The sequence below is a fragment of the Vibrio sp. 2132-1 genome, from assembly GCF_033344315.1.
In genome coordinates, this window is sequence record NZ_JAWPON010000002.1 from 101,598 (window position 1) to 126,876 (window position 25,279).

The following is a 25,279-nucleotide window of genomic DNA, read 5'->3' on the forward strand; positions in this document are numbered from 1 at the left end:
AAGCCTTTGTGAGTTTCGTTCCTATTTTCGCAGATTTTTCTTACACATGGCTAGGTACTTTTCGTGCAAATCTGTGATTTGAAGCAAAAGATCAGGGTCACTTGGATTATTCTTAACCACATCGTCTGCAAGCGCGAACCTTTGCTCTCTTGATGCTTGAGAGGCAAGGATGGCGCGAACTTGATCTTCACTCACATTGTCTCGTTTCATCGTGCGAGATATCTGTGTATTCGGTTCTACATCGACGACAAGAACGCGATCACATAAACTATCTAGCTTGTTTTCTACGAGCAACGGCACCACAAGTAACGCATACTCTGAAGTGACTTGCTGCAAATCTTCGATCATCTTTTCACGAATTATCGGGTGCAACAGTGCGTTGAGCCATGCTTTTTCATCTGAATTCGAAAAGATTTTCTCTCTCAGCTTTGCGCGATCTAAAGTTTGGTCTTCACGAACGATATCGTGACCAAAGTGTTCAATAATCGCGTTTAGGCCGGGAGTACCTGGTGCGACAACTTCTCTTGCTACAATGTCGGCATCAACGATATCGATTTTAAATTGTTGTTTGAACAGATTCGCGACGGTTGTTTTTCCACTAGCGATACCACCTGTTAAACCAATAACCAAAGCCATTTACACTCCTAGAACTGAAGTAAAGTACCAGTTTAAAATCTGCTCGCCCCAAATTAAGCTTATCCAACCAGCAATTGCTAAGTAAGGACCGAAAGGGAAAGCTTTTTCAATTCCCTGCTTTTGCAAGCGTAGTTGAATGATGCCAAATACGATGCCAACCACAGAAGAAAGTAGAATGATCATCGGCAGTGACTGCCAACCTAGCCAAGCCCCTAGTGCTGCTAGTAGTTTAAAATCACCATATCCCATTCCTTCTTTACCAGTAAGTAGCTTAAAGCCCCAGTAAACGGACCAGAGACATAGGTAACCAGCAATAGCACCAATGACAGAATCCTGTAGAGTAACAGGACTTATTTCGACTAATGCTAAGGCAATGCCAGCCCAAGTTAATGGTAATGTTAATTGGTCAGGTAACAACATCGTATCTAGATCGATAAATGTTGCGGCGATTAAGATAAAAGTGAAAAAGAGTAGGGCAACGGTAAAGTAACTAAAACCAAAGTGGTAAGCGACAAAGCCTGAGCAGAACGCAGTGAGCAGTTCAATCAGTGGATAGCGTGCGCTAATGGCTGTCTGACAGTTGTGGCATTTGCCTTTTAAAAGCAGCCAGCTAATCACAGGGATGTTGTCTCGAATACGTATCGGCGTTGCGCACTTCTGACAGGAGGAGCGTGGGACGCTCAAGGTCAGCACTTCTTTAGGAGGTTCTATTTTGTATTCAGGAAATGACTCGGCACATTCGCGTCGCCATTCTAGTTCCATGATTTTAGGTAGTCGATAAATAACCACATTGAGGAAGCTACCCACGATCAGACCGAAGATGGTGGCAAACACAACGAATAGCCAAGGGTAGTACTGGAATACTTCCATATTTGTCTCTTGAGCGATGAGTGAAATCAGCAAGATGCTGTTTTAAAGGAGTTAACAGCTCATTCTAGCCCAATACACTCATTAAGTTAAAGATTGGCAAGTACATTGCTGTCACTAATCCGCCAACAACGATGCCTAAAAAAACGATAATTAGCGGCTCTAGAATTTTACTAAGGTTGTCGACGGTGTTATCGACTTCAAACTCGTAGATCGTTGCAACTTTATTGAGCATATCGTCAAGTCGACCAGACTCTTCACCGATCATGACCATTTGTAACACTAATTCAGGGAACACATTACAGTTACGCATGGCAACATACATTGGCATACCTGCGGCGGTATCACGGTAAACTTCTTCTATGGCGAGTTGATAGTGTAAGTTTCCTGAGGTTTTTGATGTGGTTTTTAAACTGGTTAGAATTGGAATACCCGCTGTAAAGCTTGTTGCGAGTGTTCGACTAAATTTGGCGATAGCAGCTTTTGATAATACAGGGCCCAGAACAGGAAATTTAAGCACAGAGCGGTTGAGCATTAAGCGAAAAGAATCTGAACGCTTAGAGAGGATTCTCGCCGAGATGAATAAACTAATGGAGCCTAGTGCGATAAACGGACTCCAGTTTTGTGTCCAGGCGGAAAGATCTAATACTTGCCTGGTAAACCAAGGTAAGTCAGCACCAAAACCAACAAACATTTTTTCAAACTCGGGAATGACTTTGGTGAGCATGATAAACGAGACGCCTAAGGCTACTAGCACTACCATGGCTGGGTAAATCAGGGCTTTGATCACTTTCGCACGGAGTTGTTCATTTTTTTCTCGGTAGGTGGCTAAGCGCTCGAATACTTCTGCTAAGTTACCGGATTGCTCACCTGTGGCGATAAGGTCGGTATAGAGTGGGTCAAAGTGTTCACTTGCAGTGCGCATGGCTTTTGACATGGGCGTACCCGCTTCAACGGCGCGTGTCACGCTCATCAAAATGGATTTCATCTCTGCTTTTTTATGGTTTTCTGAGACCAATTTTAAAGCCTGAACTAAGGGCACACCAGTTATCAACATCGTCGAAATCTGACGGGTGAACACCGTAATGTCTCTGCCTTTCACGCGATGGCTGAGTTTAGTGAGAAACGAGATACTGCTTTTCTTTAACTTCTTGATCTTGATGTGCTGTGCGTCTAGACGCTCGCGTACTTCAATTTCTGTCATCGCGAGGGTTTGTCCAGACGTCTTTTTGCCTGAACTGTTGATGCCTTTCCAGCGGAAGTTTTTAAGTTGTGGTGTAGTGCTTTTCATAGAGGAGACTGCTGATTAAAGGATTAAAAATAAAGTACACGCTGTAGTTCACTAAAACTTGTGATCCCTTGTTTGAGTTTTTCTATGCCCGACATTTGTAACGTGCTCATACCATTTGCGATGGCGAGTTTTTCTAGTTCATGTACCGAGGCACCTTTAATAAGCGCTTCGGAAAGAAATTCATCAAAGCGCATCACTTCATAAATCCCCGTTCGGCCGGAATAACCATGGGTACACTCATTACATCCATCGGGATTGGCTTTAAAAATGTTGTCGCTTGCTTGAATTCCAAGGTGTTGTAGCTGAACGGTAAGCTCTTGTGATTGTTTACAGTGCGAGCACAGTTTACGGGCCAAGCGCTGGGCAATAATCAAATTAAGAGATGAGGCCAAGTTAAAGCTTTCTACGCCCATGTTTGATAAACGAATAACCGTTTCAGCCGCAGAATTGGTATGCAAGGTTGAAAGTACTAAGTGACCGGTTTGCGATGCTTTTATAGCGATTTCGGCGGTGTCTAAGTCACGAATCTCACCGACCATTACCACATCCGGGTCTTGACGTAAGAAAGAGCGCAGGGCTTCGGCAAAACCAAAACCAATCTTAGGCTGAACTTGAACTTGGTTAATGCCCGATAAGTTAATTTCTACTGGGTCTTCTGCCGTGGAAATGTTGATTTCTGGCTTATTGAGGATACTTAGCCCAGTGTATAGAGAAACGGTTTTACCGCTCCCTGTTGGGCCTGTCATCAGAATCATGCCTTGTGGGCGACGCAGCGCATCCAAGTACAATTGTTTTTGTTGTTCGCTATAACCAAGCTTGTCGATATCCAATGACGCAGAGCTGCTGTCGAGCAGTCGTAGTACAATTTTCTCTCCGAATAGAGTCGGTAGCGTGGATACACGCATATCAATTGCGGTGTCTTGATTCAACTTGAGCTTAATACGCCCATCTTGTGGTAAACGCCGCTCTGCAATATCAAGTTTAGAGAGGATTTTGATACGAGCGGATAAGCGGCGACTTAAGTGGCTTGGTGGCTGCTGTGTTTCAATTAAGATGCCATCACAGCGTAGGCGCACGCGGTACATCTTTTCATAAGGCTCAAAGTGGATATCGGATGCGCCTTTGCGCACAGCGTCCAACAGAATTTGGTTGATGTAACGGCTAACAGGAGACTCATCTTGGCTCAAGTCTTCAATGTTGTCGATTTCATCTGCGCCCACGTCAACCAGATTGGCTAACTCTTCTTGGTTGATCTCTTTTAACCCGGACTTCTCATGACTCAATGAACGACCATACAAGCGTCGAATTGCCGCGCTGAGTTGACTAAAATCCCCCAAGACCAATTCAACCTGTAAACCAGTGGCAAAGCGAAAATCATCTTCTGCTTGTTGGTTGGTGGGGTCGGCAACGGCGAGTAATAACGTTGAAGACGTACGCTGGAGTGGGAGTGCGTTATGTCGTGTGATTAATTCACGTAGACCGAGTTGTTGACAAAGCGAAGCGTACTCGTACTGAGATAACTCGGGCTGATTTAAACCAAAGAGAGAACTTAAGTGATCAGCGAGCTCACTTGACGTGAAGAATCCAGAACTGAGTAAAGCTTCCGGCATCGAAATGCCAGAAGCTTTGACTTGCTCTATTAACGATTCTTCTTGGGAAAAGGTCAGTACTCCTTTTTGACGAAGAATGGTTGAGAGGTTTGTTAACATTAGGTTTTATCTACAAGCTTTTGGTACTTCATTGCTTGTTAATTTGCTATTAGTTGTAAATGTACATGCCCACCCACTATTTGACTTGGCAATTTCTACAAAGGCCGTGCTTATAGAAGAAGTATTACCAAATAGGAACTTAATGGTTCCATTTGCACCGCTGATACTCTCGAATGATAGAGTGCCAAGTTTGTTCATTCCTGACGTTGCACCAACAGCAGTAAAGCCCGCTGAATCATTAGTCGGGAAAGCACCGACTTCTTGAATATGCATATCTATATTAGTGATAAGAGATTTAGCGGTTGCTAACCCAGTAGCTGCTTCTGACTTTTTTACATAGTTTTGATAAGCAGGGATCGCGATAGCTGATAGCACCCCAATAATTGCTACCACAATCATCAATTCAATTAGCGTAAAACCTTGCTGTTTTTTCTGTTTACTGTTTTTCATTTTTAACCCTTTCCTAAAAATTAATAATGCTCTTGCATTGGCGAAAGATTATGGAGAGTTAAGGTGGGTTGAAAATGGGGAAGAGATGGGCTCTCGAGTGAGATAAAACTCTTTGGTGAAAAGTTGCATATCGCATGCAGGGTTTTGCGAGTAGTACTATTTTTTTAGTGGATAAAAAGAAAGGGCCAATTGGCCCTTTTAAATGATGAGTTACTCACAACTCACTGAGTTAGTTGAAGTAATTGAGATTTGTTGCTTTTATTATTTGAAGCGCATCGAAAGATCCATCGCTTTTAAATGCTTAGTCAACGCGCCTACCGAAATGTAATCGACACCGGTTTCTGCGTATTCTGCGATGGTCTCTAGCGTAATGTTGCCGGAGTTCTCTAAAGCGGCACGACCTGCGTTAATCGCTACGGCTTCACGCATCATTTCTTTTGTGAAGTTATCGAGCATGATGATGTCGGCACCAACCTCTATCGCTTGTTTCAACTCTTCTAAGCTTTCCGTTTCTACTTCTACCGGTTTGCCTGGGTTAAGCTCTTTCGCTTTTTGGATGGCTTGGGTGATGCCACCACAAGCAATAATGTGGTTTTCTTTAATGAGGTAAGCGTCGAACACGCCGATGCGATGGTTAAAGCCACCACCACACGTCACGGCGTATTTTAATGCGCTACGCAGACCAGGAATGGTTTTGCGTGTATCTAGTAGACGACACTCAGTATGCGCGATTTTTTCAGCGTACTCTGCGGTAACTGTTGCGCAGCCAGACAGCGTTTGGATGAAATTCATTGCGTTACGCTCACCAGTCAACAAGTCACGAGCAGGGCCTGTCAGCGTGCAAAGGGTTTGGTTAGGTTCGACTTTATCGCCGTCCTTCACGTGCCATTCAATGCTGACCTTACCACCGAGCTGTTTAAAAACTTCATCAGCCCATGCTTGACCACAGAACACACCATGCTCACGAGTAATAATCGTTGCGGTATTAACCGCCTCGGCAGGGATCAAAGATGCAGTAATGTCGTTATCTGCGTCTACACTGACACCTAGATCTTCTTTTAAGGTATCAGCGACAGAGCGAGTGATCTCTAAAGGGAGTTGTTGTTTAAGGTATTCTAGGCGTTCTTGAATGTTGTGTGTGTTCTTCATCGCAAATCTTGTCTTGAAAGGGAGATGGCAACGAATGATACTCTCCGGTGTCAATAATTTCAGCAGTTAATTTGCAAAGTAGAGAGGTTGATATGCGCCCAATTATCGAGAATGGCTGGCTGACACAAGCAAAGCATGTTCCGTCACCATTTTTTGATGCCCGCTCTGATATAAACGACATCTCTCTGCTGGTGGTACACAATATCAGTTTGCCTCCTGGGCAGTTTGGTGGACCATATATAGAGGACTTCTTCACTGGCAAGCTAGACCCAAATGAACATCCATTTTTTGAAGTCATTCACAAAATGGGCGTTTCTGCACATTGCTTGATTAAAAGAAACGGCGAGGTTGTTCAATTTGTTTCTTTTCTTGATAGAGCATGGCATGCCGGTCAATCCAGTTTCGCAGGCAGGGAGCGTTGTAATGACTATTCCATTGGTATCGAGCTTGAAGGGACAGAATTTACTGCCTACACAGAAGCGCAATATCAATCACTTGCAGAGATCACTGAGGTGATTATGCAGTCTTATCCTCAAATCACCCCGCCACGAATTACCGGTCATCAATATATTGCGCCCTTGAGAAAAAGCGATCCTGGTCTAAGCTTTGATTGGGTGAAATATAGACTGCTTATACAGCGTTGATTTGTAGCGAAAGTGTAAATTCAAAAAAGCGAAATAAATAAGGCATACGATCAGGTATGCCTTTTTTTGATACCAGAAATATTAATGATTGTTAAAAGTTAACTACATTTTTACGCTCGTACATGCCGTTTTGGTGAATAAATAGACTGATAATTTTGTCATTTTCTGTATTTCTTTTCCAAAACTGCTAGCACGTCGACTTCCCATTTGTATGCTTTATGTAATTGGTCATACCAATTCTATTGCTGTTTTAACAGTCGATTGTTATCAGAGTGTTGGAAGTAAGCTCGTTCTATGATTTAGGTCAATTTTCGGCTGGACAGTGGCGTTTTAATTATGTTAATTTCTGCACCAACTTAAAATTGGTATTACCAATTACCTGCAAGAGTAGAAGAACAATAAATTATGGCTTATCAAAGGATTCGTCAGCCAAAACTCTCTGATGTTATAGAACAAGAGTTAGAAAGGTTGATAGTGGAAGGAACATTGTCTCCGGGGCAACAACTGCCTCCAGAGCGTGAACTGGCAAAACAGTTCGATGTGTCTCGTCCTTCAGTCCGAGAAGCCATTCAACGCTTGGAAGCGAAGCGTTTGTTGACTCGTCGCCAAGGTGGCGGAACATTCGTAAGTGAGAATATCTGGAAGAGCTTTTCAGATCCCTTGTTGAATTTGTTGTCTAGTCATTCTGAAACCCAGCTTGATGTGCTTGAGTCTCGTCATGCAATGGAAGGAATTTCAGCTTACTTTGCAGCTTTACGTGGTACCGAAGAAGATTTTGCGCGTATTCAAGGTTGCCTTGAACGCATTAGCCAAGAGCAAGCAAACAACGATATCGAAGCTGAATCTGCGGAAGTGATGCAATTTTTGATCGCTTTGACAGAAGCCGCGCACAACGTGGTTTTGTTGCACATTGTTCGAAGCTTAGCACCTTTGCTTGAGCAAAATATTCTACAAAATTTTAAATTACTACGTCGCCGCCCAGAAGCGGTCGAGAAAGTCAGTAAACACCGAGCCAATATCGTGGATGCGATTGTTTCTGGTCAGCCTGAAAAGGCGCGAGAAATGTCCCACTCGCACTTGGCTTACATCGAAGAAACATTGTTGGATTTGACTCGAGAAGAGTCTCGACGAGAGCGTTCTCTACGTCGAATTCAGCAGGGTAACGACTCGTAAGAGCGTTACTTAAATAAGTAGATCCAACCAACAGAAGGATAGATCGCCATGTCTGATATGAAGCATGACGTAGATGCACTGGAAACTCAAGAATGGCTACAAGCGCTTGAGTCAGTTGTACGTGAAGAAGGTCTAGAGCGTGCTCAATTCCTATTAGAGCAAGTTCTAGATAAAGCACGTCTAGACGGTGTTGATATGCCAACAGGTATCACAACTAACTACATCAACACGATTCCTGCAGACCAAGAACCAGCATACCCAGGTGACACAACACTTGAGCGTCGTATTCGCTCAATTATTCGTTGGAACGCTATCATGATCGTTCTACGTGCATCTAAGAAAGACCTAGAGCTAGGCGGCCACATGGCGTCTTTCCAGTCTTCTGCTGCGTTCTACGAGACATGTTTCAACCACTTCTTCCGTGCACCAAACGAGAAGGATGGTGGCGACCTAGTTTACTACCAAGGTCACATTTCACCAGGTATCTACTCACGTGCATTCGTTGAAGGTCGTCTAACTGAAGAGCAGCTAGACAACTTCCGTCAAGAAGTAGACGGCAAAGGTATTCCTTCATACCCGCACCCTAAACTGATGCCTGAATTCTGGCAGTTCCCGACAGTATCGATGGGCCTAGGTCCAATCGCTTCTATCTACCAAGCTCGTTTCCTTAAGTACCTAGAAGGCCGTGGTCTTAAAGATACTTCAGAGCAGCGCGTTTACGCGTTCCTAGGTGACGGTGAGATGGATGAGCCAGAATCACGTGGTGCTATCTCTTTCGCTGCGCGTGAGAAACTAGACAACCTATGCTTCCTAATCAACTGTAACCTACAGCGTCTAGATGGCCCTGTAATGGGTAACGGTAAGATCATTCAAGAACTTGAAGGTCTGTTCAAAGGTGCTGGTTGGAACGTAGTGAAGGTAATCTGGGGTAACAACTGGGATTCACTACTAGCTAAAGATACGACTGGTAAGCTTCTACAGCTTATGAATGAAACGATCGACGGCGACTACCAAACATTCAAATCAAAAGATGGCGCGTACGTACGTGAGCACTTCTTTGGTAAGTACCCAGAGACAGCTGCACTTGTTGCTGACATGACTGATGACGAAATCTTCGCACTTAAGCGTGGTGGTCACGAGTCTTCTAAGCTATACGCGGCATACAAAAACGCGGCAGAAACTAAAGGTCGTCCAACAGTAATCCTAGCTAAGACTGTTAAAGGTTACGGCATGGGTGAAGCGGCTGAAGGTAAGAACATCGCGCACCAAGTTAAGAAGATGGACATGACTCACGTACTACACCTACGTGATCGTCTAGGTCTTCAAGACATCCTAACTGACGAAGCAGTGAAAGAGCTTCCGTACCTGAAACTTGAAGAAGGTTCAAAAGAGTACGAATACCTACACGCTCGTCGTAAAGCGCTACACGGCTACACGCCACAGCGTCTACCAAAATTCACTCAAGAATTCATCGTTCCTGAGCTAGAAGAATTCAAGCCACTACTAGAAGAACAGAAGCGTGATATCTCTTCTACTATGGCATTCGTACGTGCGCTAAACGTTCTACTTAAGAACAAGAACATTGGTAAGAACATCGTTCCTATCATTGCTGACGAAGCACGTACATTCGGTATGGAAGGTCTGTTCCGTCAAATCGGTATCTACAACCCGCACGGCCAAACTTACACACCAGAAGACCGTGGCGTTGTTTCTTACTACAAAGAAGCGACTTCAGGTCAGGTTCTACAAGAAGGTATCAACGAGCTAGGTGCTATGTCTTCATGGGTTGCTGCTGCGACTTCATACTCGACAAACGACCTACCAATGATCCCGTTCTACATCTACTACTCAATGTTCGGCTTCCAACGTGTTGGCGACATGGCGTGGATGGCTGGTGACCAACAAGCACGTGGTTTCCTACTAGGTGCAACTGCGGGTCGTACAACGTTGAACGGTGAAGGTCTACAGCACGAAGACGGCCACTCGCACATTTTGGCGGGTACGGTTCCTAACTGTATTTCTTACGACCCAACATTCGCGTACGAAGTAGCAGTAATCATGCAAGACGGTATCCGTCGCATGTACGGTCCAGAACAAGAAAACGTGTTCTACTACCTAACGCTAATGAACGAAAACTACGCAATGCCAGCAATGCCAGAAGGCGCTGAAGAAGGCATCCGTAAAGGTATCTACAAGCTAGAAACTTACACGGGCGACAAAGCGAAAGTTCAGCTAATGAGCTCTGGTACTATCATGAATGAAGTACGTAAAGCAGCTCAAATCCTAAGCGAAGATTACGGTGTTGCTTCTGATGTTTACTCTGTAACGTCATTCAACGAACTAACTCGCGATGGCCAAGATGCAGAGCGTTTCAACATGCTTCACCCAGAAGCGGAAGCGAAAGTACCTTACATCCAAACAGTAATGGGTACTGAACCTGCTATCGCAGCAACTGACTACATGAAGAACTACGCAGAGCAGGTTCGTGCATACATTCCTGCTGAGTCTTTCAAAGTTCTTGGTACTGATGGCTTCGGTCGTTCAGACAGCCGTGAAAACCTACGTCGTCACTTCGAAGTGAACGCAGGTTACGTAGTAGTAGCAGCGCTAACTGAACTAGCGAAACGTGGCGAAGTTGAGAAATCTGTAGTTGCAGAAGCAATTAAGAAATTCGACATCGACACAGAGAAAACAAACCCGCTATACGCTTAATTAAGAAGGTAGATAAGAAATGGCAATCGAAATTAATGTACCAGACATCGGTGCGGATGAGGTTGAAGTTACTGAGATTCTTGTAAGCGTTGGCGACAAGGTTGAAGAAGAGCAGTCTCTGATCACAGTTGAAGGCGATAAAGCTTCTATGGAAGTTCCTGCTTCTCAAGCGGGTATCGTTAAAGAAATCAAAGTTGCAGAAGGCGACAAGGTTTCTACTGGTTCTCTAATCATGATTTTCGAAGCCGAGGGTGCAGCTGACGCTGCACCTGCTCCTGCGGCAGAAGCAGCTCCAGCAGCAGCTCCAGCTCCAGCAGCAGCAGCGGCAGAACTAAAAGAAGTTCACGTACCAGACATCGGTGGTGATGAAGTAGAAGTTACCGAAATCATGGTTGCCGTTGGCGACAGCATCGAAGAAGAGCAATCTCTTCTAACTGTTGAAGGCGACAAAGCTTCTATGGAAGTTCCAGCGCCATTCGCAGGTACTCTAAAAGAGATCAAAGTTGCAGCAGGCGATAAAGTATCGACTGGCTCACTTATCATGGTATTCGAAACAGCAGGTTCAGGCGCTCCAGCAGCACCAGCGGCAGCTGAAGCTCCTGCGGCAGCAGCTCCAGCAGCGTCTGCGGCAAAAGAAGTGAACGTTCCAGATATCGGCGGCGACGAAGTTGAAGTTACTGAGATCATGGTTGCGGTTGGCGACACAGTGGAAGAAGAGCAATCTCTAATCACTGTTGAAGGTGACAAAGCTTCTATGGAAGTTCCTGCACCATTCGCTGGCACAGTTAAAGAAATCAAGATTGCAGCTGGCGACAAAGTGTCTACTGGCTCACTAATCATGGTATTCGAAGTGGCGGGTGCAGCACCTGCTCCTGCAGCAGCTCCAGCTCCAGCTCAAGCGGCAGCACCTGCAGCTCCGGCTCCTAAAGCAGAAGCTCCAGCGGCAGCAGCTCCAGCAGCGACTGGCGATTTCAAAGAAAATGATGAGTACGCTCACGCGTCTCCAGTTGTTCGTCGTCTAGCGCGTGAATTTGGCGTTAATCTTTCTAAGGTTAAAGGTTCTGGTCGTAAGAGCCGTATCCTAAAAGAAGACGTTCAAGCTTACGTGAAAGATGCACTTAAGCGTCTTGAGTCTGGCGCAGGTGCAGCAGCATCTGGCAAAGGCGACGGCGCGGCTCTTGGTCTACTACCATGGCCAAAAGTGGACTTCAGCAAGTTTGGTGAGACAGAAGTTCAACCGCTATCTCGCATTAAGAAGATCTCTGGCGCAAACCTACACCGTAACTGGGTAATGATCCCGCACGTTACACAGTGGGATAACGCAGACATCACGGCTCTTGAAGCATTCCGTAAAGAGCAAAACGCGATTGAAGCGAAGAAAGACACTGGCATGAAGATCACACCACTTGTGTTCATCATGAAAGCGGTAGCTAAAGCGCTTGAAGCCTTCCCAGCGTTCAACTCTTCTCTATCAGAAGACGGTGAGAGCCTAATTCTGAAGAAATACGTGAATGTTGGTATCGCGGTAGATACACCAAACGGTCTAGTTGTTCCTGTATTTAAAGACGTGAACAAGAAAGGCATCTACGAGCTATCTGAAGAGCTAATGGCGGTTTCTAAGAAAGCACGTGCAGGCAAGCTAACAGCTGCTGACATGCAAGGTGGCTGTTTCACTATCTCTAGCCTAGGCGGTATCGGCGGTACGGCGTTTACTCCAATCGTAAACGCGCCAGAAGTTGGTATCCTAGGTGTGTCTAAGTCAGAAATGAAACCGGTATGGAACGGTAAAGAGTTCGAACCGCGTCTACAACTTCCACTGTCTCTATCATACGACCACCGTGTGATCGATGGTGCTGAAGGTGCGCGCTTCATCACTTACCTAAACTCATGTCTATCTGACATTCGTCGTCTAGTTCTGTAATAGAAATTAGATGAATGAGAGGCGGCAACTTAGCCGCCTCTGCTAATCATAATTACCGACAATTTGGTTATCAGCCTTGCTTCGTTCAGGGTTTTCACAATCGAATTGTTGTCTAGCTCACAGGCTAAATTGATTTACTTTTCACACCATTAACATCTCTGTAAACTGTTAGCGGTCTGAAAATAACTGTTTAAAACAAATCTCTCTTAAACATAAAAAATCGATACCCACTCAGCCTGTTAGGGATAATGACTACAAGAGGTCAAAATGAGCAAAGAAATTAAAGCCCAAGTTGTTGTACTTGGTTCTGGTCCTGCTGGTTACTCCGCTGCATTCCGTTGTGCGGACTTAGGTCTTGAAACTGTACTAGTTGAACGTTACAGCACGCTTGGCGGTGTATGTCTGAACGTGGGTTGTATCCCATCTAAAGCACTGCTTCACGTTTCTAAAGTAATTGAAGAAGCGAAAGCGATGGCTGACCACGGCGTTGTGTTCGGTGAGCCTCAAACAGACATCAGCAAAATCCGCATCTGGAAAGAAAAGGTTGTTAACCAACTAACTGGCGGCCTAAGCGGTATGGCTAAGATGCGTAACGTAACAGTAGTTAACGGTTACGGTAAGTTCACTGGCCCTAACTCTATCCTTGTAGAAGGCGAAGGTGAGCCAACAGTTGTTAACTTTGACAACGCAATCGTTGCGGCTGGTTCTCGTCCAATCAAACTGCCATTTATCCCGCATGAAGACCCACGTATTTGGGACTCTACTGACGCTCTTGAACTAAAAGAAGTGCCAGAAAAACTGCTTATCATGGGCGGTGGTATCATCGGTCTAGAAATGGGTACGGTTTACCACTCTCTAGGTTCTAAAGTTGAAGTTGTTGAAATGTTTGACCAGGTAATTCCTGCAGCAGACAAAGATATCGTGAAAGTATTTACTAAGCGTATCAAAGACAAGTTCAAGCTAATGCTAGAAACGAAAGTAACAGCAGTTGAAGCAAAAGAAGACGGTATCTACGTTTCAATGGAAGGCAAGAAAGCGCCAGCTGAAGCTGAGCGTTACGATGCGGTTCTAGTTGCTATCGGTCGTGTACCAAATGGTAAGCTAATCGACGGTGAAAAAGCGGGTCTAGAAATTGACGAGCGCGGCTTCATCAACGTTGATAAGCAAATGCGTACTAACGTTCCTCACATCTTCGCGATCGGTGATATCGTTGGTCAACCAATGCTTGCTCACAAAGGTGTGCATGAAGGTCACGTAGCTGCTGAAGTTATCTCTGGTAAGAAGCACTACTTCGACCCTAAAGTTATCCCTTCAATTGCGTACACTGAGCCAGAAGTGGCTTGGGTTGGTAAGACTGAAAAAGAAGCGAAAGAAGAAGGCATCAAGTACGAAGTAGCAACATTCCCATGGGCAGCATCAGGTCGTGCAATCGCATCTGACTGTGCAGACGGTATGACTAAGCTAATCTTCGACAAAGAAACTCACCGCGTAATCGGTGGTGCTATCGTTGGTACTAACGGTGGTGAACTACTTGGTGAAATCGGCCTTGCAATTGAGATGGGCTGTGATGCAGAAGATATCGCTCTGACTATCCACGCTCACCCAACTCTACACGAGTCTGTAGGTCTAGCTGCTGAAGTATTTGAAGGTTCAATCACTGACCTGCCAAACAAAAAAGCAGTTAAGAAGAAGTAAGCTTTTTCTGACTGAATGATAGAAGCCGCTGCATTGCAGCGGTTTTTTTATGCTTGTTATATAGGAATATAAATGTGTGCTTAGCAGACAATAAAAAGCCCACCAAACGGTGGGCTGACATATATTACGAGCTAAGCTTTAGTGTTCACGGTTGTAAATGCAAAGCATATCTAAGTATGAATTCACTAGATGTTTCAGCTCCGCTTCACCTTTAGCGCGGTTCGCTTGGACAAACAGTGAGTAACAAATACCGTGGAACAGGTTTGCCAAGTGTTCTGAATCGTGCTGGTCACACACCTCACCGCGTTCAATTGCTTTAATGAACATGTTTTGTACCAGCAACTGGTTAGTACGGTTAGTTGAAACAAACAATGGCCATACTTCGTCACGTGTTGAAGCACTCCACTCGAACCATACTTTTAGCCAGTGACAGTCTTGGCTGACAAGCTCGATCATCGCATTCGTAATATTGGCGATGTTTTCACGTGCATGTAAGTCTAGGTCTATGTTATCCGATAGGAAGTTTGAGAACTGACGTACGACGTGATTGAGAACTTCATCCACCAAGTCTTCGCGTGTAGGGAAGTAGTTAAAAACAGTCGCCACAGAAACTTGAGCAATTTCTGCGATATCTGCGTGACCACCACGACCGATGCCGCGGCGCGCAAATACTTCCAATGCGATTTCCATTAGCTGTTGCTTACGCTTAATTGGAGAAAGCCTAGTTCTAGGTCTCTTTGCAATTGAGTCCATGTCCATTTTCCTTGCCATTTGAGTTGATATTGGGGGTAACCCCCTAATTGATTATTTTAATAGTTGCTTAAAGCAGTGATGAGTGTAATGGTGCATATGCACAAGGTCAACATCTGTAGAACAATTTATATACAGTAATGTCATTATTATTGATAAATTTAGCTATGAACTTTATAAAACTAAGACCTTCTTCCAAGATTTTTTGGCAACAGGATGTGACTTTCAACCCAATGAACGTGGTGATACACTACACGCCGTAAGATTAGGTGATCGTTTGCGTGCGACTTACCTCAACCCACAAATTTAGATTGAGCACAGTATGAAACATACAATAGAAGTCATGATTTCTGAGCAAGAAGTTCAGGAGCGAGTTCGTGAATTAGGCAAACAAATTACAGAGCGTTATCAAGGTAGTGAAGATCTTGTGTTGGTAGGCTTATTGCGTGGCTCATTTGTATTTATGGCAGACTTGGCACGTGCTATCGAACTGACTCACCAAGTTGATTTTATGACAGCGTCAAGCTACGGCAATACGATGGAAAGCTCACGTGACGTTCGTATCTTGAAAGATTTGGATGATGACATCAAAGGTAAAGACATTCTGCTTGTTGAAGACATCATTGACACTGGTAACACACTAAATAAAATCCGTGAGATTCTTTCGCTACGTGAGCCGAAGTCTATCGCTATTTGTACGCTCCTAGATAAGCCATCTCGTCGTGAAGTGAATGTTCCTGTGGATTGGATTGGTTTCGAAATTCCAGATGAATTTGTCGTTGGGGTGGGTATTGATTACGCGCAGAAATACCGCCACTTACCATACATCGGTAAAGTTGTACCTCAAGAATAATCATTGAGAGCAGCATTAAAAATATAAAAAAAACGCCCATCTAAGATGGGCGTTTTTTGTTCAACTTTTAGATATGACTTAGCGACAAAGCAGCTTGTTATCTGTATTTAGAATCGTCGAAAGAGCTTTCTGGTAAGACGCTTCTACGGTTTCCTTAGAGTTAGAACGAATGCCTAAGTACTCTAAGCGACCATCTTCAATTCCGTATACCACACCATGAATTTCAACATCTTGCCCACGCTCCCAAGCGTTTTGCAGGATGGTTGAGTTACCCAAGTTGTACACTTGCTCTGCAACATTAAGCTCGCCTAGTTTATCCGCTCGATCTTGTTGCGGCATTTGATCTAGGTAAGTGCGGTGTTTGAAATAGATATCTCTGATATGTAACAGCCAATTATTAATAAGACCTAGCTTAGGGTTATCAATGGCTGCGTTTACGCCACCACATCCATAGTGTCCACAGACAATGATGTGTTTAACCTTAAGAACGTCTACGGCGTACTGGACGACAGATAGACAGTTGAGATCAGTATGGATAACTTGGTTTGCAACATTCCGATGAACAAAGAGTTCACCTGAGTATAGCCCGGTTAGTCGCTCGGCAGGAACGCGGCTATCAGAGCAGCCAATCCAAAGAAAATCAGGCTTTTGCCCCTCAGCGAGTTTTGCGAAGTATTCAGGTCGATCAGATTTGATCTCTTGAGACCATTTCGAATTGTTTTCAAATAACTGTTTTATTTCCGGCATTTTGCAAACTACTTCCCTTAAAAGACAAAATCGCTGCCGCTGTTTGTGTGCACATGCAAGCGATCAGTGTTGTAACTATACACAATGTTACAATTTCGATCTCGTTAAATATTCGTCAGATAGGACTCATCTGACTAGTTTTCATTAAGAAAAAAGTAAAATCTGGTGAAACTATTTGTGGTGTGAATTTAGCCTTAATCTATTTATGGTTTAAATTTTCGCCTAGCTCGTTAAAGTAGTGATATTTTACTTTTTAAAATTGAATGCAGGGAAAATCAGCAGTGTTCGGTAGTCGTTTTGAAGATATCAATTTCAAAGGGGATGTATTTGGCGGGGTAACCACGGCGATTATCTCTCTCCCTCTGGCGTTAGCGTTTGGTGTTGCATCCGGAGCCGGTGCTGAGGCCGGCCTTTGGGGGGCAATAATGGTCGGTTTGTTTGCCTCGTTATTTGGTGGTTCTAATACGTTAATATCAGAACCGACAGGGCCAATGACGGTAATCATGACCGCAGTATTAACCAGTATGATGGCGAAATACCCAGAAACGGGCATGGCTATGACTTTCACGGTTGTCATGATGGCTGGCGCATTCCAAATCCTATTGGGGACGTTAAAACTGGGTAAATACGTTACCTTAATGCCTTATAGCGTTATTTCCGGGTTTATGTCTGGCATTGGTGTGATTCTTATCATTCTGCAGTTATCGCCTTTGATGGGACATGCTGCGCCTTCAGGGGGAGTACTCGGAACGTTATCTGCTTTGCCGGAGACCATTTCTAACCTTAAATTCAGTGAGTTGTTTTTGGGACTACTGACTTTGGGGATTCTTTTTTTCTTCCCTAAGCAATATCGTAAATACGTTCCTGCACAGCTCGTGGCATTGGTCGCGGTAACTTTATTGTCTGTGATTCTCTTTGATACAGAAGATATTCGTCGTATCGGTGAAATTCCTGCTGGGTTACCTTCTCTCGTCGCCCCTTATATTGACACAGATATGTTTGTCGAGATGGTCATTGATGCATTAGTGCTCGGCACATTAGGTTGTATTGATACTTTGTTAACGGCGGTTATCGGTGACTCATTAACTCGTAAAGAACACGACTCAGATAAAGAGCTGCGAGGTCAAGGGTTAGCTAACATGATCTCAGGCTTGTTTGGTGCGCTGCCGGGGGCGGGGGCTACCATGGGGACGGTAACGAATATCCAAGTTGGGGCTCGTTCGCCATTATCTGGTGTGATTCGTGCACTAATGTTGGCGTTGGTTGTACTGGTTGCTGGCGGGTTAACAGAGCCAATCCCGATGGCTGTGTTAGCAGGCATTGCGGTGTATGTTGGCTTTAACATCCTAGACTGGAGCTTTATTCAGAGGGCACATAAGGTAAGCTTTTCCGGAATGGCGGTGATGTATGGCGTTATGTTGCTTACAGTATTCGTTGATCTTATCGTTGCGGTGGGTTTAGGCGTCTTTATCTCGAACATTATCATCATCGAGCGTTTGAGCCGAGAGCAGGCGCGACAAGTAAAAGCGATCAGCGACGCGGATGAAGATGATGTGCCGCTGACTGACAGCGAGCGTGGTTTGTTGGATCGTGCTAATGGTAAAGTGCTGTTCTTTTATCTTTCCGGTCCGATGATCTTTAGTGTTTCTAAAGCCATTTCACGTCAGCACTCTAGTATTTCGGACTATGACGTGATGATTCTCGATCTTACGGATGTACCAATGATTGATGTGACCGTCGGTTTGGCGTTAGAGAATGCGATTAAGGATGCTCTCGATGCCAATTGTGCCGTGTATTTATTATGCCCGAATGAGCGAACACGAGAACAGCTAGAGAAATTCCATGTGATTGACCTTGTGCCTGATGAAAATATGTACCAATTCCGTTACGAAGCATTGAATGCGGCGGTGGCACATGTTGAGGCAGACCAGTATCAGCGCATAACGGCGTAATCATTCTGACAGTTAAAAACGCAACAGTGTCCTGTTGCGTTTTTTTATGCTCTATTTTGTCTTACTCAGAGATAACCTTTACGAGGTAAGGGTTATATTTCCAATATTATCGAAAGGTTTATTTGTAATCATCGTTATTCAACGATAAACTGATGGACCTCCAATACGATACCCAAGGCGATTTTGTAGTAAACCGCTGCTAAATATGAGTCGGTATTAGTAATCACAAACAAACGGCAATCAAGACCTTATGTACGCATTAGAAATTGAACAACTGCGCAAGACGTATGCAGGTGGCTTTGAGGCGTTAAAAGGTATAAGTCTCCAAGTGAAAAAGGGTGACTTCTACGCGCTTCTGGGTCCCAATGGTGCAGGAAAATCGACCACGATTGGCATCATTTCCTCCTTAGTGAATAAAACCTCCGGAACGACGAAAGTTTTCGGTTATGACATTGATACCGACCTCGAATTGGCCAAGCAGAATTTAGGCTTGGTGCCACAGGAGTTCAACTTCAACCAGTTTGAAACCGTTGAGCAAATTGTGATGCAGCAAGCTGGCTATTACGGTGTGTCTAAAGTATTAGCCAAAGAAAGAGCAGAAAAATACCTGAAAAAATTGGATTTATGGGAAAAACGCCAAGAGCGTGCTCGTAACCTATCCGGTGGGATGAAGCGTCGTTTAATGATCGCAAGAGCTTTGATGCACGAGCCGCAATTACTCATTTTAGATGAACCAACGGCTGGAGTGGATATTGAACTACGCCGCTCAATGTGGGGGTTTCTGAAAGAGATCAACCAAGAGCAAGGAATTACGATTATTTTAACGACACACTACCTAGAAGAAGCGGAGATGCTGTGTCGAAATATCGGCATTATTAATCGTGGTGAGCTGATTGAAAATACCACCATGAAGGCGTTACTAGGTAAGCTAAGCGTCGAGACATTTATCTTGGATATTGAGTCAGAAGTCGAGGTGCCTGAGCTTGAAGGTGTTAATCGACAAAGTATTGTTGATGGCTCTTTAGAGATAGAACTAGATAAGAGCCAAGGATTGAATTCGGTATTCAGTCAGTTAACAGAGCATGGCATTAAAGTTCTCTCAATGCGTAACAAAGCCAACCGACTTGAAGAGTTGTTTGTCAGCATTGTAAGAGAGGGGAGTAATTAAATGTACGGTTTATATTGGACGGCATTTCGCAGCTTGCTGAGCAAAGAAGTCACTCGTTTTACACGTATTTGGGTGCAAACCTTAGTGCCGCCAGCCATTACGATGACGTTGTACTTCATCATTTTCGGCAATCTTATTGGCTCTCGAATTGGTGAGATGAGCGGCTTTAGTTACATGGAGTACATTGTTCCAGGTTTGATCATGATGTCGGTGATCACTAACTCATACTCGAACGTGGCGTCGTCATTCTTTAGTGCAAAGCTACAGAAGAACATTGAAGAACTGCTGGTGGCACCGGTACCAAACTATGTGATTATTGCTGGCTACGTGATGGGCGGCGTGACTCGAGGTTTGTTGGTCGGTGCAATTGTTACTTGTGTGTCACTTTTGTTCGTTGATTTGCAAGTGGAGCACTGGGGCATTATTGTCGCGACTGTCTTCATGACGTCGGTGGTATTTGCTCTCGGTGGCTTGATCAATGCGGTTTACGCAAAAACGTTTGACGATATTTCGATCATCCCTACGTTTGTATTGACTCCTCTAACTTACTTGGGAGGTGTCTTTTATTCGATTAGTCTTCTGCCTGAATTTTGGCAAGGCGTTTCTAAGATCAACCCAATCGTCTACATGGTGAATGCGTTCCGTTACGGCTTTTTAGGTGTCTCGGATGTAGGCATTATCACTTCATTTAGTGTACTTGCAGTGTTTGTTGTTGCACTGTATGCCATTGCGTATTATCTAGTAACCAAAGGGATTGGGCTAAGAAGCTAAGCCATTCTCATAAAGCAAAGAGCGGCGATTCACGCTGCTCTTTCGCATGCATAACAATACATACCCATACAATTTTTCGGTTTTTATCATGGTAGGTTTCAATCATTTGTAATAAATGAGTGATCCTATGAATATTGTCCCGCCGCCGCCTTTCTCCTATCAGTTACTTAAGCCCAAATATTGGTCTGTATGGCTGGCATTTGGATCTTTAGCGATTCTTGTTAATGTACTGCCATACGTAGTATTGCGAATCTTAGGTAGAAGCATCGGCTGTATTGCGATGCATGTAATGAAGCGCCGACACAAGATCGCTCTGCGTAATCTCCAGCTGTGTTTCCCTGATTTTACGGATTGGCAATGTAAGGACGTAGTACGAAAAAACTTTCAATATACTGGAATGGCGATCATCGAAACCGGTATCGCTTGGTTTTGGCCAGATTGGCGGATACGTTGGATAACCTCTATTGTTGGAAAAGATCGTTTACTCGCTGAGGAAAAGAATGGACGTGGTGTGTTGGTGGTGTGCAGTCACCATTTAAACTTGGAGATAACCGCTCGTATTTTTAGCCAGTTTGCCCAAGGTTATGGCGTTTATCGCCCAAATTCGAATCCTGCTTATGAGTTTATTCAACATCGAGGTCGAACTCGTTTTGGACATCAAATGATTGATCGAAAAGACGTGAAATCAATGCTCAAAGTTCTGAAAAAGGGTCATCGACTTTGGTATTTGCCCGACCATGATTATGGCGTTAGCCATTCTGTTTTTGCGCCGTTTTTTGCTGTTGAACAAGCGGCGAGTACCGTCGGGTCTAGTGTTCTCATTGATGCAACAAAGTGCGCGGTTATATCTGGCGTTACAGTGAGTAAAAATCACCATTACACGCTGTACATTGGAAAAGACATTAGCGAGCGTTTCGAGAGACGTAATGCGGTTAAAGCGGCAAGCATCTTGAACCAAGAGCTTGAGAAAATGATAAAACGTGATATTCCAGCGTGGATGTGGCTGCACAAGCGGTTTAAAACTCGCCCTGAAGGGTTAGATTGCGTCTATACGTAGAGTATAAAAAAGGTCGACTAAGAGTCGACCTTTTTACTTTTATGACTCAGAGCTTACTCTGCGCTCTCTGAGTTTGTATTGTTAGATTCAGCTTCTTCCTTCGCTTCGACAACCATATCTACCGTTTGGTTATCGATAAGACGAGCCTTGCCTAGGAACGCAGACATCAGAATGACAGCTTGTGTCGTTTCTGGTGTGATCACTTGTAATGTACGAGCATCACGAATGAAGATCTCATCAGGGTGCAGACCTGCAGCTCGAAGTTGGTCGCTTGCATCTTCGATGATCGATGCGTAGTCATCGCGGCCACCGCGAATGGCACTACTGATCCAACGCATTGTACGAGCAAGTACAGGAGCACGTTGACGCTCGTCCAGCGTAAGCAAGCCATTGCGTGAACTCATTGCTAAACCGTCCATTTCACGTACGGTTGGTACACCGATGATTTCAATGTCCATTGCTAGGTCATCAACCATCTTGCGGATAACAGCAAGTTGTTGGAAGTCCTTCTCGCCGAAGCACGCGACATCCGGTTGTACGATGTTAAACAGCTTATTCACAATCGTCGTCACGCCACGGAAATGACCTGGTCGAGACGCGCCTTCGAGAATTGTTGATAGGCCAGGGACATCGACGAAGGTTTGCTTATCCAGACCTTCTGGGTAGATAACTTCTGGTGTTGGCGTAAATACCACATCGACCCCTTCAGAGGTTAACTTGCTTAAGTCTTCCTCTAGCGTGCGTGGGTAATTATTTAAATCGTCAGCACGATCAAACTGCATCGGATTAACAAAGATGCTTACGACAACGATATCAGCGTATTCGCGTGCTTTACGCACTAAAGTTAAGTGGCCTTCGTGAAGGTTGCCCATGGTAGGGACAAACGCCACTTTACGACCTTCACGTTTAAAGGTTTTAAGGTGTTCACGAACTGCTGAGATTTCCGCAAAAGTTTGCATGCATTTATCCTCTAGGCAATGGTATGAGCGTCGTCTGGGAATACACCGTTGGCTACATCTTCAATGTATTTAGTAACGGCTTTGCGCATATCACCTGTTTCAGCAAGAAAGTTTTTGGAGAATTTCGGCATGTAGTTGGCAGAAATACCGAACATATCATGCATCACGAGAATTTGACCATCTGTTACGTTACCTGCACCAATACCGATAACAGGAACGTCAAGCACTTGCGTAATACGTTCAGCAAGCTCAGCTGGTACGCATTCTAGTAAGACGATTTGAGCGCCTGCTTCTTGCAGCGCTAATGCGTCTTTTACCATGCGGTCTGCTTTTTCTTGATCGCGACCTTGGATTTTGTAACCACCAAAAATATTAACAGCTTGAGGAGTTAAACCAAGATGAGCACAAACTGGAACTGATCGTTCAGTGAGCATTTTCACCGTGTCGACAAGCCAGTCACCACCTTCAATTTTTACCATATTGGCACCAGCACGCATCAGTTTAGCCGCATTTTCGCAAGCTTGCTCTGGCGTGGTGTAGCTCATGAATGGCATGTCTGCCATCAACAAACAATTTGGGCTACCAGCGCGTACGCAACGAGTATGGTAAGCGATATCATCGACCGTTACTGGCAGAGTATCGTTGTGACCTTGCAAAACCATACCTAGAGAATCACCAACAAGAAGTACTGGCATTTCTTGGCTTTCAAACAGTTGGGCAAAGCTCGCATCATAAGCGGTTGAAGTAGCAAATTTACGACCTTCTTGCTTCCACTTGATCAGGTCGTTGATGGTCATTTTTTTCATGGTTTTATCCTTACTAGGAGTTGGCTATGACTGCCAGATACTGAGGCCGTTTCTATCTACTTGTTCCAGTAGTTTAGAGACCTCGGTCCCATCAGGGAGTTGTAAACTTGGTGCAATTTCCGCAAGAGGGTAGAGTACGAATTCACGCTCTTTCATTCCATAATGAGGAACGATCAGCCTCTCGGAATTAATCACCTCATTGCCATAAAGCACAATGTCGAGGTCCAAGGTTCTTGGTCCCCAGCGTTCGTCTTTACGGACACGCCCTTGTTCTTGCTCTATAGCTTGTGTGCAATTGAGCAATTCAATAGGCGTCAAACTGGTGTTAATAGACACAACCGCATTGATGTAATCCGGTTGGTTTTGTGGCCCCATTGGCGTGCTGCTGTATAGCGAAGAAGCTTGAACAAACTCTGATTTAGGCAGCGTTTTTAATGCTTCAATCGCTTGCTTCGCTTGGCTGACAGGATCAGCCAAGTTACTGCCTACCGCAATGTACGCTGTAATCATGATTTGGGCTTACTCTTTTTCTTGCGATAAGTTTTACGGCGGCGCTGGCCTGTTTTCGGTGATTGACCGTCTAAGTCGGCAGCCATTGCTTGACGCATTTCTCGGCCTGCATTTTGAAAAGTTTCCCACCACTTGGCAAGCTTCTGAGTGTCACCACCTTCAATTTCACCGCGCATTTCAAGAAAATCAAAGCCAGCTCTAAATTTATTGAGCTCCATAAGACGGAATGCACGTTTACCGTTACGTCGTGGAAGACGAAGCTGTAACTGCCAAATCTCGCGAATGGTTGCGGTGTGGCGTCTTGGAATGGCAATTGTGCGAACTTGCTCGTCAAGAATGATGTTGCTCGCTTCCATAATGGCGTCGTAATGGCCTAAGTTGCGCTCTTCCATCAGTTCATCGGCTTTCGCACACAGTGGGTACCACAGCATTGCAGCAAACATAAATGCTGGATTGATGCGTTTCCCATCTTCGATGCGCATGTCGGTAGAATCTAGGACAAGATCCAACATCTGCTCAGTATGAGAGGAGTAATCTTCTGTAAAGTGCGCTGCAATCGTCGGGAATAGTTGCTGGAATAGGTTGTACTCACGCAGTAGGTGGTAGGTTTCTAAGCCATGACCGGATTGCAATAATTTGAGTGACTCTTCAAAAAGACGCGCTGACGGAATGTCACCGAGCAACGGTGCCATGTGTTCGATTGGCGCTGCGGTGTCTTCTTCAATATCAAAGTCTAGTTTTACCGCGAAACGAACCGCACGCAGCATGCGCACAGGGTCTTCACGGTAGCGTGTTTCTGGATCACCAATCAGTCGAATTAGGCGATCTTCTAAATCTTCAATACCACGTGCGTAGTCGTGAATCGAGTAATCTGCGATGTTGTAGTACATCGAGTTAATCGTGAAATCACGGCGCTCAGCATCTTCATCGATGGTGCCGTAGACGTTGTCACGCAGCAGCATACCCTCTTTTGATTGCTGAGAAATGCTCTTATTCTTTTGCTCTTGGTGGTGACCACGGAATGTCGCAACCTCAATGATGTCTCGGCCAAACATAATATGAGCCAAGCGGAAGCGGCGACCAATCAAACGGCAGTTACGAAATAGCTGTTTGATCTGTTCCGGCGTTGCGTTGGTCGCAATGTCAAAATCTTTTGGTTTTTGTCCAAGCAGTAAGTCTCGAACCCCGCCACCCACAAGAAAAGCATCGAAACCAGCACCATTTAGGCGGTACAGTACCTTCAGCGCATTATCACTGATCTGCTTACGCGAAATGTTGTGCTCTTCACGAGTTATTACATTGAGAGCGAGCTCTGGAATTGTGGCAGGTTCGCTTGGTGTATAGTCGTTTGTATTCATGTGCATCTGGCAATAACTGGGTTTAATCCAATCTTGCTTTGGTTAGTTTTATACGCCTCTAGGGCCTAATTTGCGGCTAATGATAGCCTACACAATGCCAT

The 25,279-nt window shown here is 44.7% G+C and carries 22 protein-coding genes; 10 read left to right on the forward strand and 12 right to left on the reverse strand.

The genetic code is table 11. The annotated features are described in order from the left end of the window. Positions 1-21: 21 nt before the first annotated feature. From coaE to nadC, 6 genes are all read right to left on the reverse strand, one after another. On the reverse strand, positions 22-636 hold the full coding sequence (coaE, locus tag R8N47_RS02220) for a dephospho-CoA kinase (protein WP_064354292.1): 615 nt from the start codon (positions 634-636) through the stop codon (positions 22-24). After that, a complete protein-coding gene (locus tag R8N47_RS02225; RefSeq protein WP_064354291.1) occupies positions 637-1,506 on the reverse strand; it encodes a prepilin peptidase in 870 nt (289 codons plus the stop codon). It abuts the gene before it with no gap. 64 nt (positions 1,507-1,570) lie between these two features. Beyond that, a complete protein-coding gene (locus R8N47_RS02230; RefSeq protein ID WP_017635918.1) occupies positions 1,571-2,794 on the reverse strand; it encodes a type II secretion system F family protein in 1,224 nt (407 codons plus the stop codon). Between the two features lie 23 nt (positions 2,795-2,817). After that, the gene (gene pilB, locus R8N47_RS02235) at positions 2,818-4,503 is read right to left on the reverse strand and encodes a type IV-A pilus assembly ATPase PilB (RefSeq protein ID WP_064354290.1); all 1,686 of its coding nucleotides are present in this window, start codon (positions 4,501-4,503) and stop codon (positions 2,818-2,820) included. A gap of 6 nt (positions 4,504-4,509) precedes the next feature. Next, on the reverse strand, positions 4,510-4,953 hold the full coding sequence (locus R8N47_RS02240) for a pilin (RefSeq protein WP_064354289.1): 444 nt from the start codon (positions 4,951-4,953) through the stop codon (positions 4,510-4,512). A gap of 261 nt (positions 4,954-5,214) precedes the next feature. After that, entirely contained in the window at positions 5,215-6,102 is an 888-nt protein-coding gene (gene nadC, locus R8N47_RS02245) for a carboxylating nicotinate-nucleotide diphosphorylase (RefSeq protein WP_064354288.1), read from the reverse strand. A gap of 92 nt (positions 6,103-6,194) precedes the next feature. Between nadC and ampD the strand changes: the two genes are divergently transcribed. The 5 genes from ampD to lpdA all read left to right on the forward strand — a co-directional run bounded on the left by ampD (position 6,195) and on the right by lpdA (position 14,247). Then, positions 6,195-6,746: a 1,6-anhydro-N-acetylmuramyl-L-alanine amidase AmpD gene (ampD, locus tag R8N47_RS02250; RefSeq protein ID WP_042521337.1), complete on the forward strand. Its 552-nt coding sequence runs from the start codon at positions 6,195-6,197 to the stop codon at positions 6,744-6,746. 405 nt (positions 6,747-7,151) lie between these two features. Continuing rightward, positions 7,152-7,919: a pyruvate dehydrogenase complex transcriptional repressor PdhR gene (gene pdhR / locus R8N47_RS02255; RefSeq protein ID WP_005379989.1), complete on the forward strand. Its 768-nt coding sequence runs from the start codon at positions 7,152-7,154 to the stop codon at positions 7,917-7,919. Positions 7,920-7,967: 48 nt separating this feature from the next. Further along, on the forward strand, positions 7,968-10,631 hold the full coding sequence (gene aceE / locus R8N47_RS02260) for a pyruvate dehydrogenase (acetyl-transferring), homodimeric type (protein ID WP_005386612.1): 2,664 nt from the start codon (positions 7,968-7,970) through the stop codon (positions 10,629-10,631). Between the two features lie 19 nt (positions 10,632-10,650). Continuing rightward, a complete protein-coding gene (gene aceF, locus R8N47_RS02265; protein WP_064354287.1) occupies positions 10,651-12,552 on the forward strand; it encodes a pyruvate dehydrogenase complex dihydrolipoyllysine-residue acetyltransferase in 1,902 nt (633 codons plus the stop codon). Positions 12,553-12,819: 267 nt separating this feature from the next. Next, positions 12,820-14,247, forward strand: coding sequence for a dihydrolipoyl dehydrogenase (gene lpdA / locus R8N47_RS02270; RefSeq protein ID WP_005379993.1), 1,428 nt, complete (start codon positions 12,820-12,822; stop codon positions 14,245-14,247). Between the two features lie 138 nt (positions 14,248-14,385). Here lpdA and opaR read toward each other — a convergent pair whose 3' ends face one another. After that, the gene (gene opaR, locus R8N47_RS02275; RefSeq protein ID WP_005379994.1) at positions 14,386-15,000 is read right to left on the reverse strand and encodes a transcriptional regulator OpaR; all 615 of its coding nucleotides are present in this window, start codon (positions 14,998-15,000) and stop codon (positions 14,386-14,388) included. Positions 15,001-15,319: 319 nt separating this feature from the next. Here opaR and hpt point away from each other — a divergent pair, with 319 nt between their 5' ends. Further along, positions 15,320-15,850 (forward strand): hypoxanthine phosphoribosyltransferase, encoded by a 531-nt coding sequence (gene hpt / locus R8N47_RS02280; protein WP_005379995.1) that lies wholly within the window; start codon positions 15,320-15,322, stop codon positions 15,848-15,850. 78 nt (positions 15,851-15,928) lie between these two features. On the opposite strand, the gene can is transcribed toward hpt, so the two are convergent. After that, entirely contained in the window at positions 15,929-16,597 is a 669-nt protein-coding gene (gene can / locus R8N47_RS02285) for a carbonate dehydratase (RefSeq protein ID WP_005379996.1), read from the reverse strand. Between the two features lie 281 nt (positions 16,598-16,878). On the opposite strand from can, the gene R8N47_RS02290 reads away from it, so the two are divergent. From R8N47_RS02290 to R8N47_RS02305, 4 genes are all read left to right on the forward strand, one after another. Continuing rightward, a complete protein-coding gene (locus R8N47_RS02290) occupies positions 16,879-18,549 on the forward strand; it encodes a SulP family inorganic anion transporter (protein ID WP_005379997.1) in 1,671 nt (556 codons plus the stop codon). Positions 18,550-18,799: 250 nt separating this feature from the next. Further along, complete coding sequence (locus R8N47_RS02295; RefSeq protein ID WP_005380000.1) at positions 18,800-19,717, forward strand: ABC transporter ATP-binding protein; 918 nt, start codon at positions 18,800-18,802, stop codon at positions 19,715-19,717. Beyond that, positions 19,718-20,488 carry an ABC transporter permease gene (locus R8N47_RS02300; protein WP_064354286.1) on the forward strand — a complete coding sequence of 257 codons (771 nt, stop codon included), beginning with the start codon at positions 19,718-19,720 and terminating at the stop codon, positions 20,486-20,488. A 127-nt stretch (positions 20,489-20,615) separates the two neighbouring features. Next, a complete protein-coding gene (locus R8N47_RS02305) occupies positions 20,616-21,545 on the forward strand; it encodes a Kdo(2)-lipid IV(A) acyltransferase (RefSeq protein WP_064354285.1) in 930 nt (309 codons plus the stop codon). Positions 21,546-21,598: 53 nt separating this feature from the next. On the opposite strand, the gene panC is transcribed toward R8N47_RS02305, so the two are convergent. The 4 genes from panC to pcnB are packed head-to-tail and all read right to left on the reverse strand — an operon-like array spanning position 21,599 to position 25,184. Further along, positions 21,599-22,504 (reverse strand): pantoate--beta-alanine ligase, encoded by a 906-nt coding sequence (gene panC, locus R8N47_RS02310; RefSeq protein ID WP_005380005.1) that lies wholly within the window; start codon positions 22,502-22,504, stop codon positions 21,599-21,601. Positions 22,505-22,515: 11 nt separating this feature from the next. Beyond that, entirely contained in the window at positions 22,516-23,310 is a 795-nt protein-coding gene (panB, locus tag R8N47_RS02315; RefSeq protein ID WP_005386592.1) for a 3-methyl-2-oxobutanoate hydroxymethyltransferase, read from the reverse strand. 24 nt (positions 23,311-23,334) lie between these two features. Beyond that, positions 23,335-23,820 carry a 2-amino-4-hydroxy-6-hydroxymethyldihydropteridine diphosphokinase gene (folK, locus tag R8N47_RS02320; protein WP_005380007.1) on the reverse strand — a complete coding sequence of 162 codons (486 nt, stop codon included), beginning with the start codon at positions 23,818-23,820 and terminating at the stop codon, positions 23,335-23,337. Then, positions 23,817-25,184: a polynucleotide adenylyltransferase PcnB gene (pcnB, locus tag R8N47_RS02325; protein WP_005386589.1), complete on the reverse strand. Its 1,368-nt coding sequence runs from the start codon at positions 25,182-25,184 to the stop codon at positions 23,817-23,819. Before pcnB ends, folK begins: the two co-directional genes overlap by 4 nt. Between the last annotated feature and the right edge of the window lie 95 nt (positions 25,185-25,279).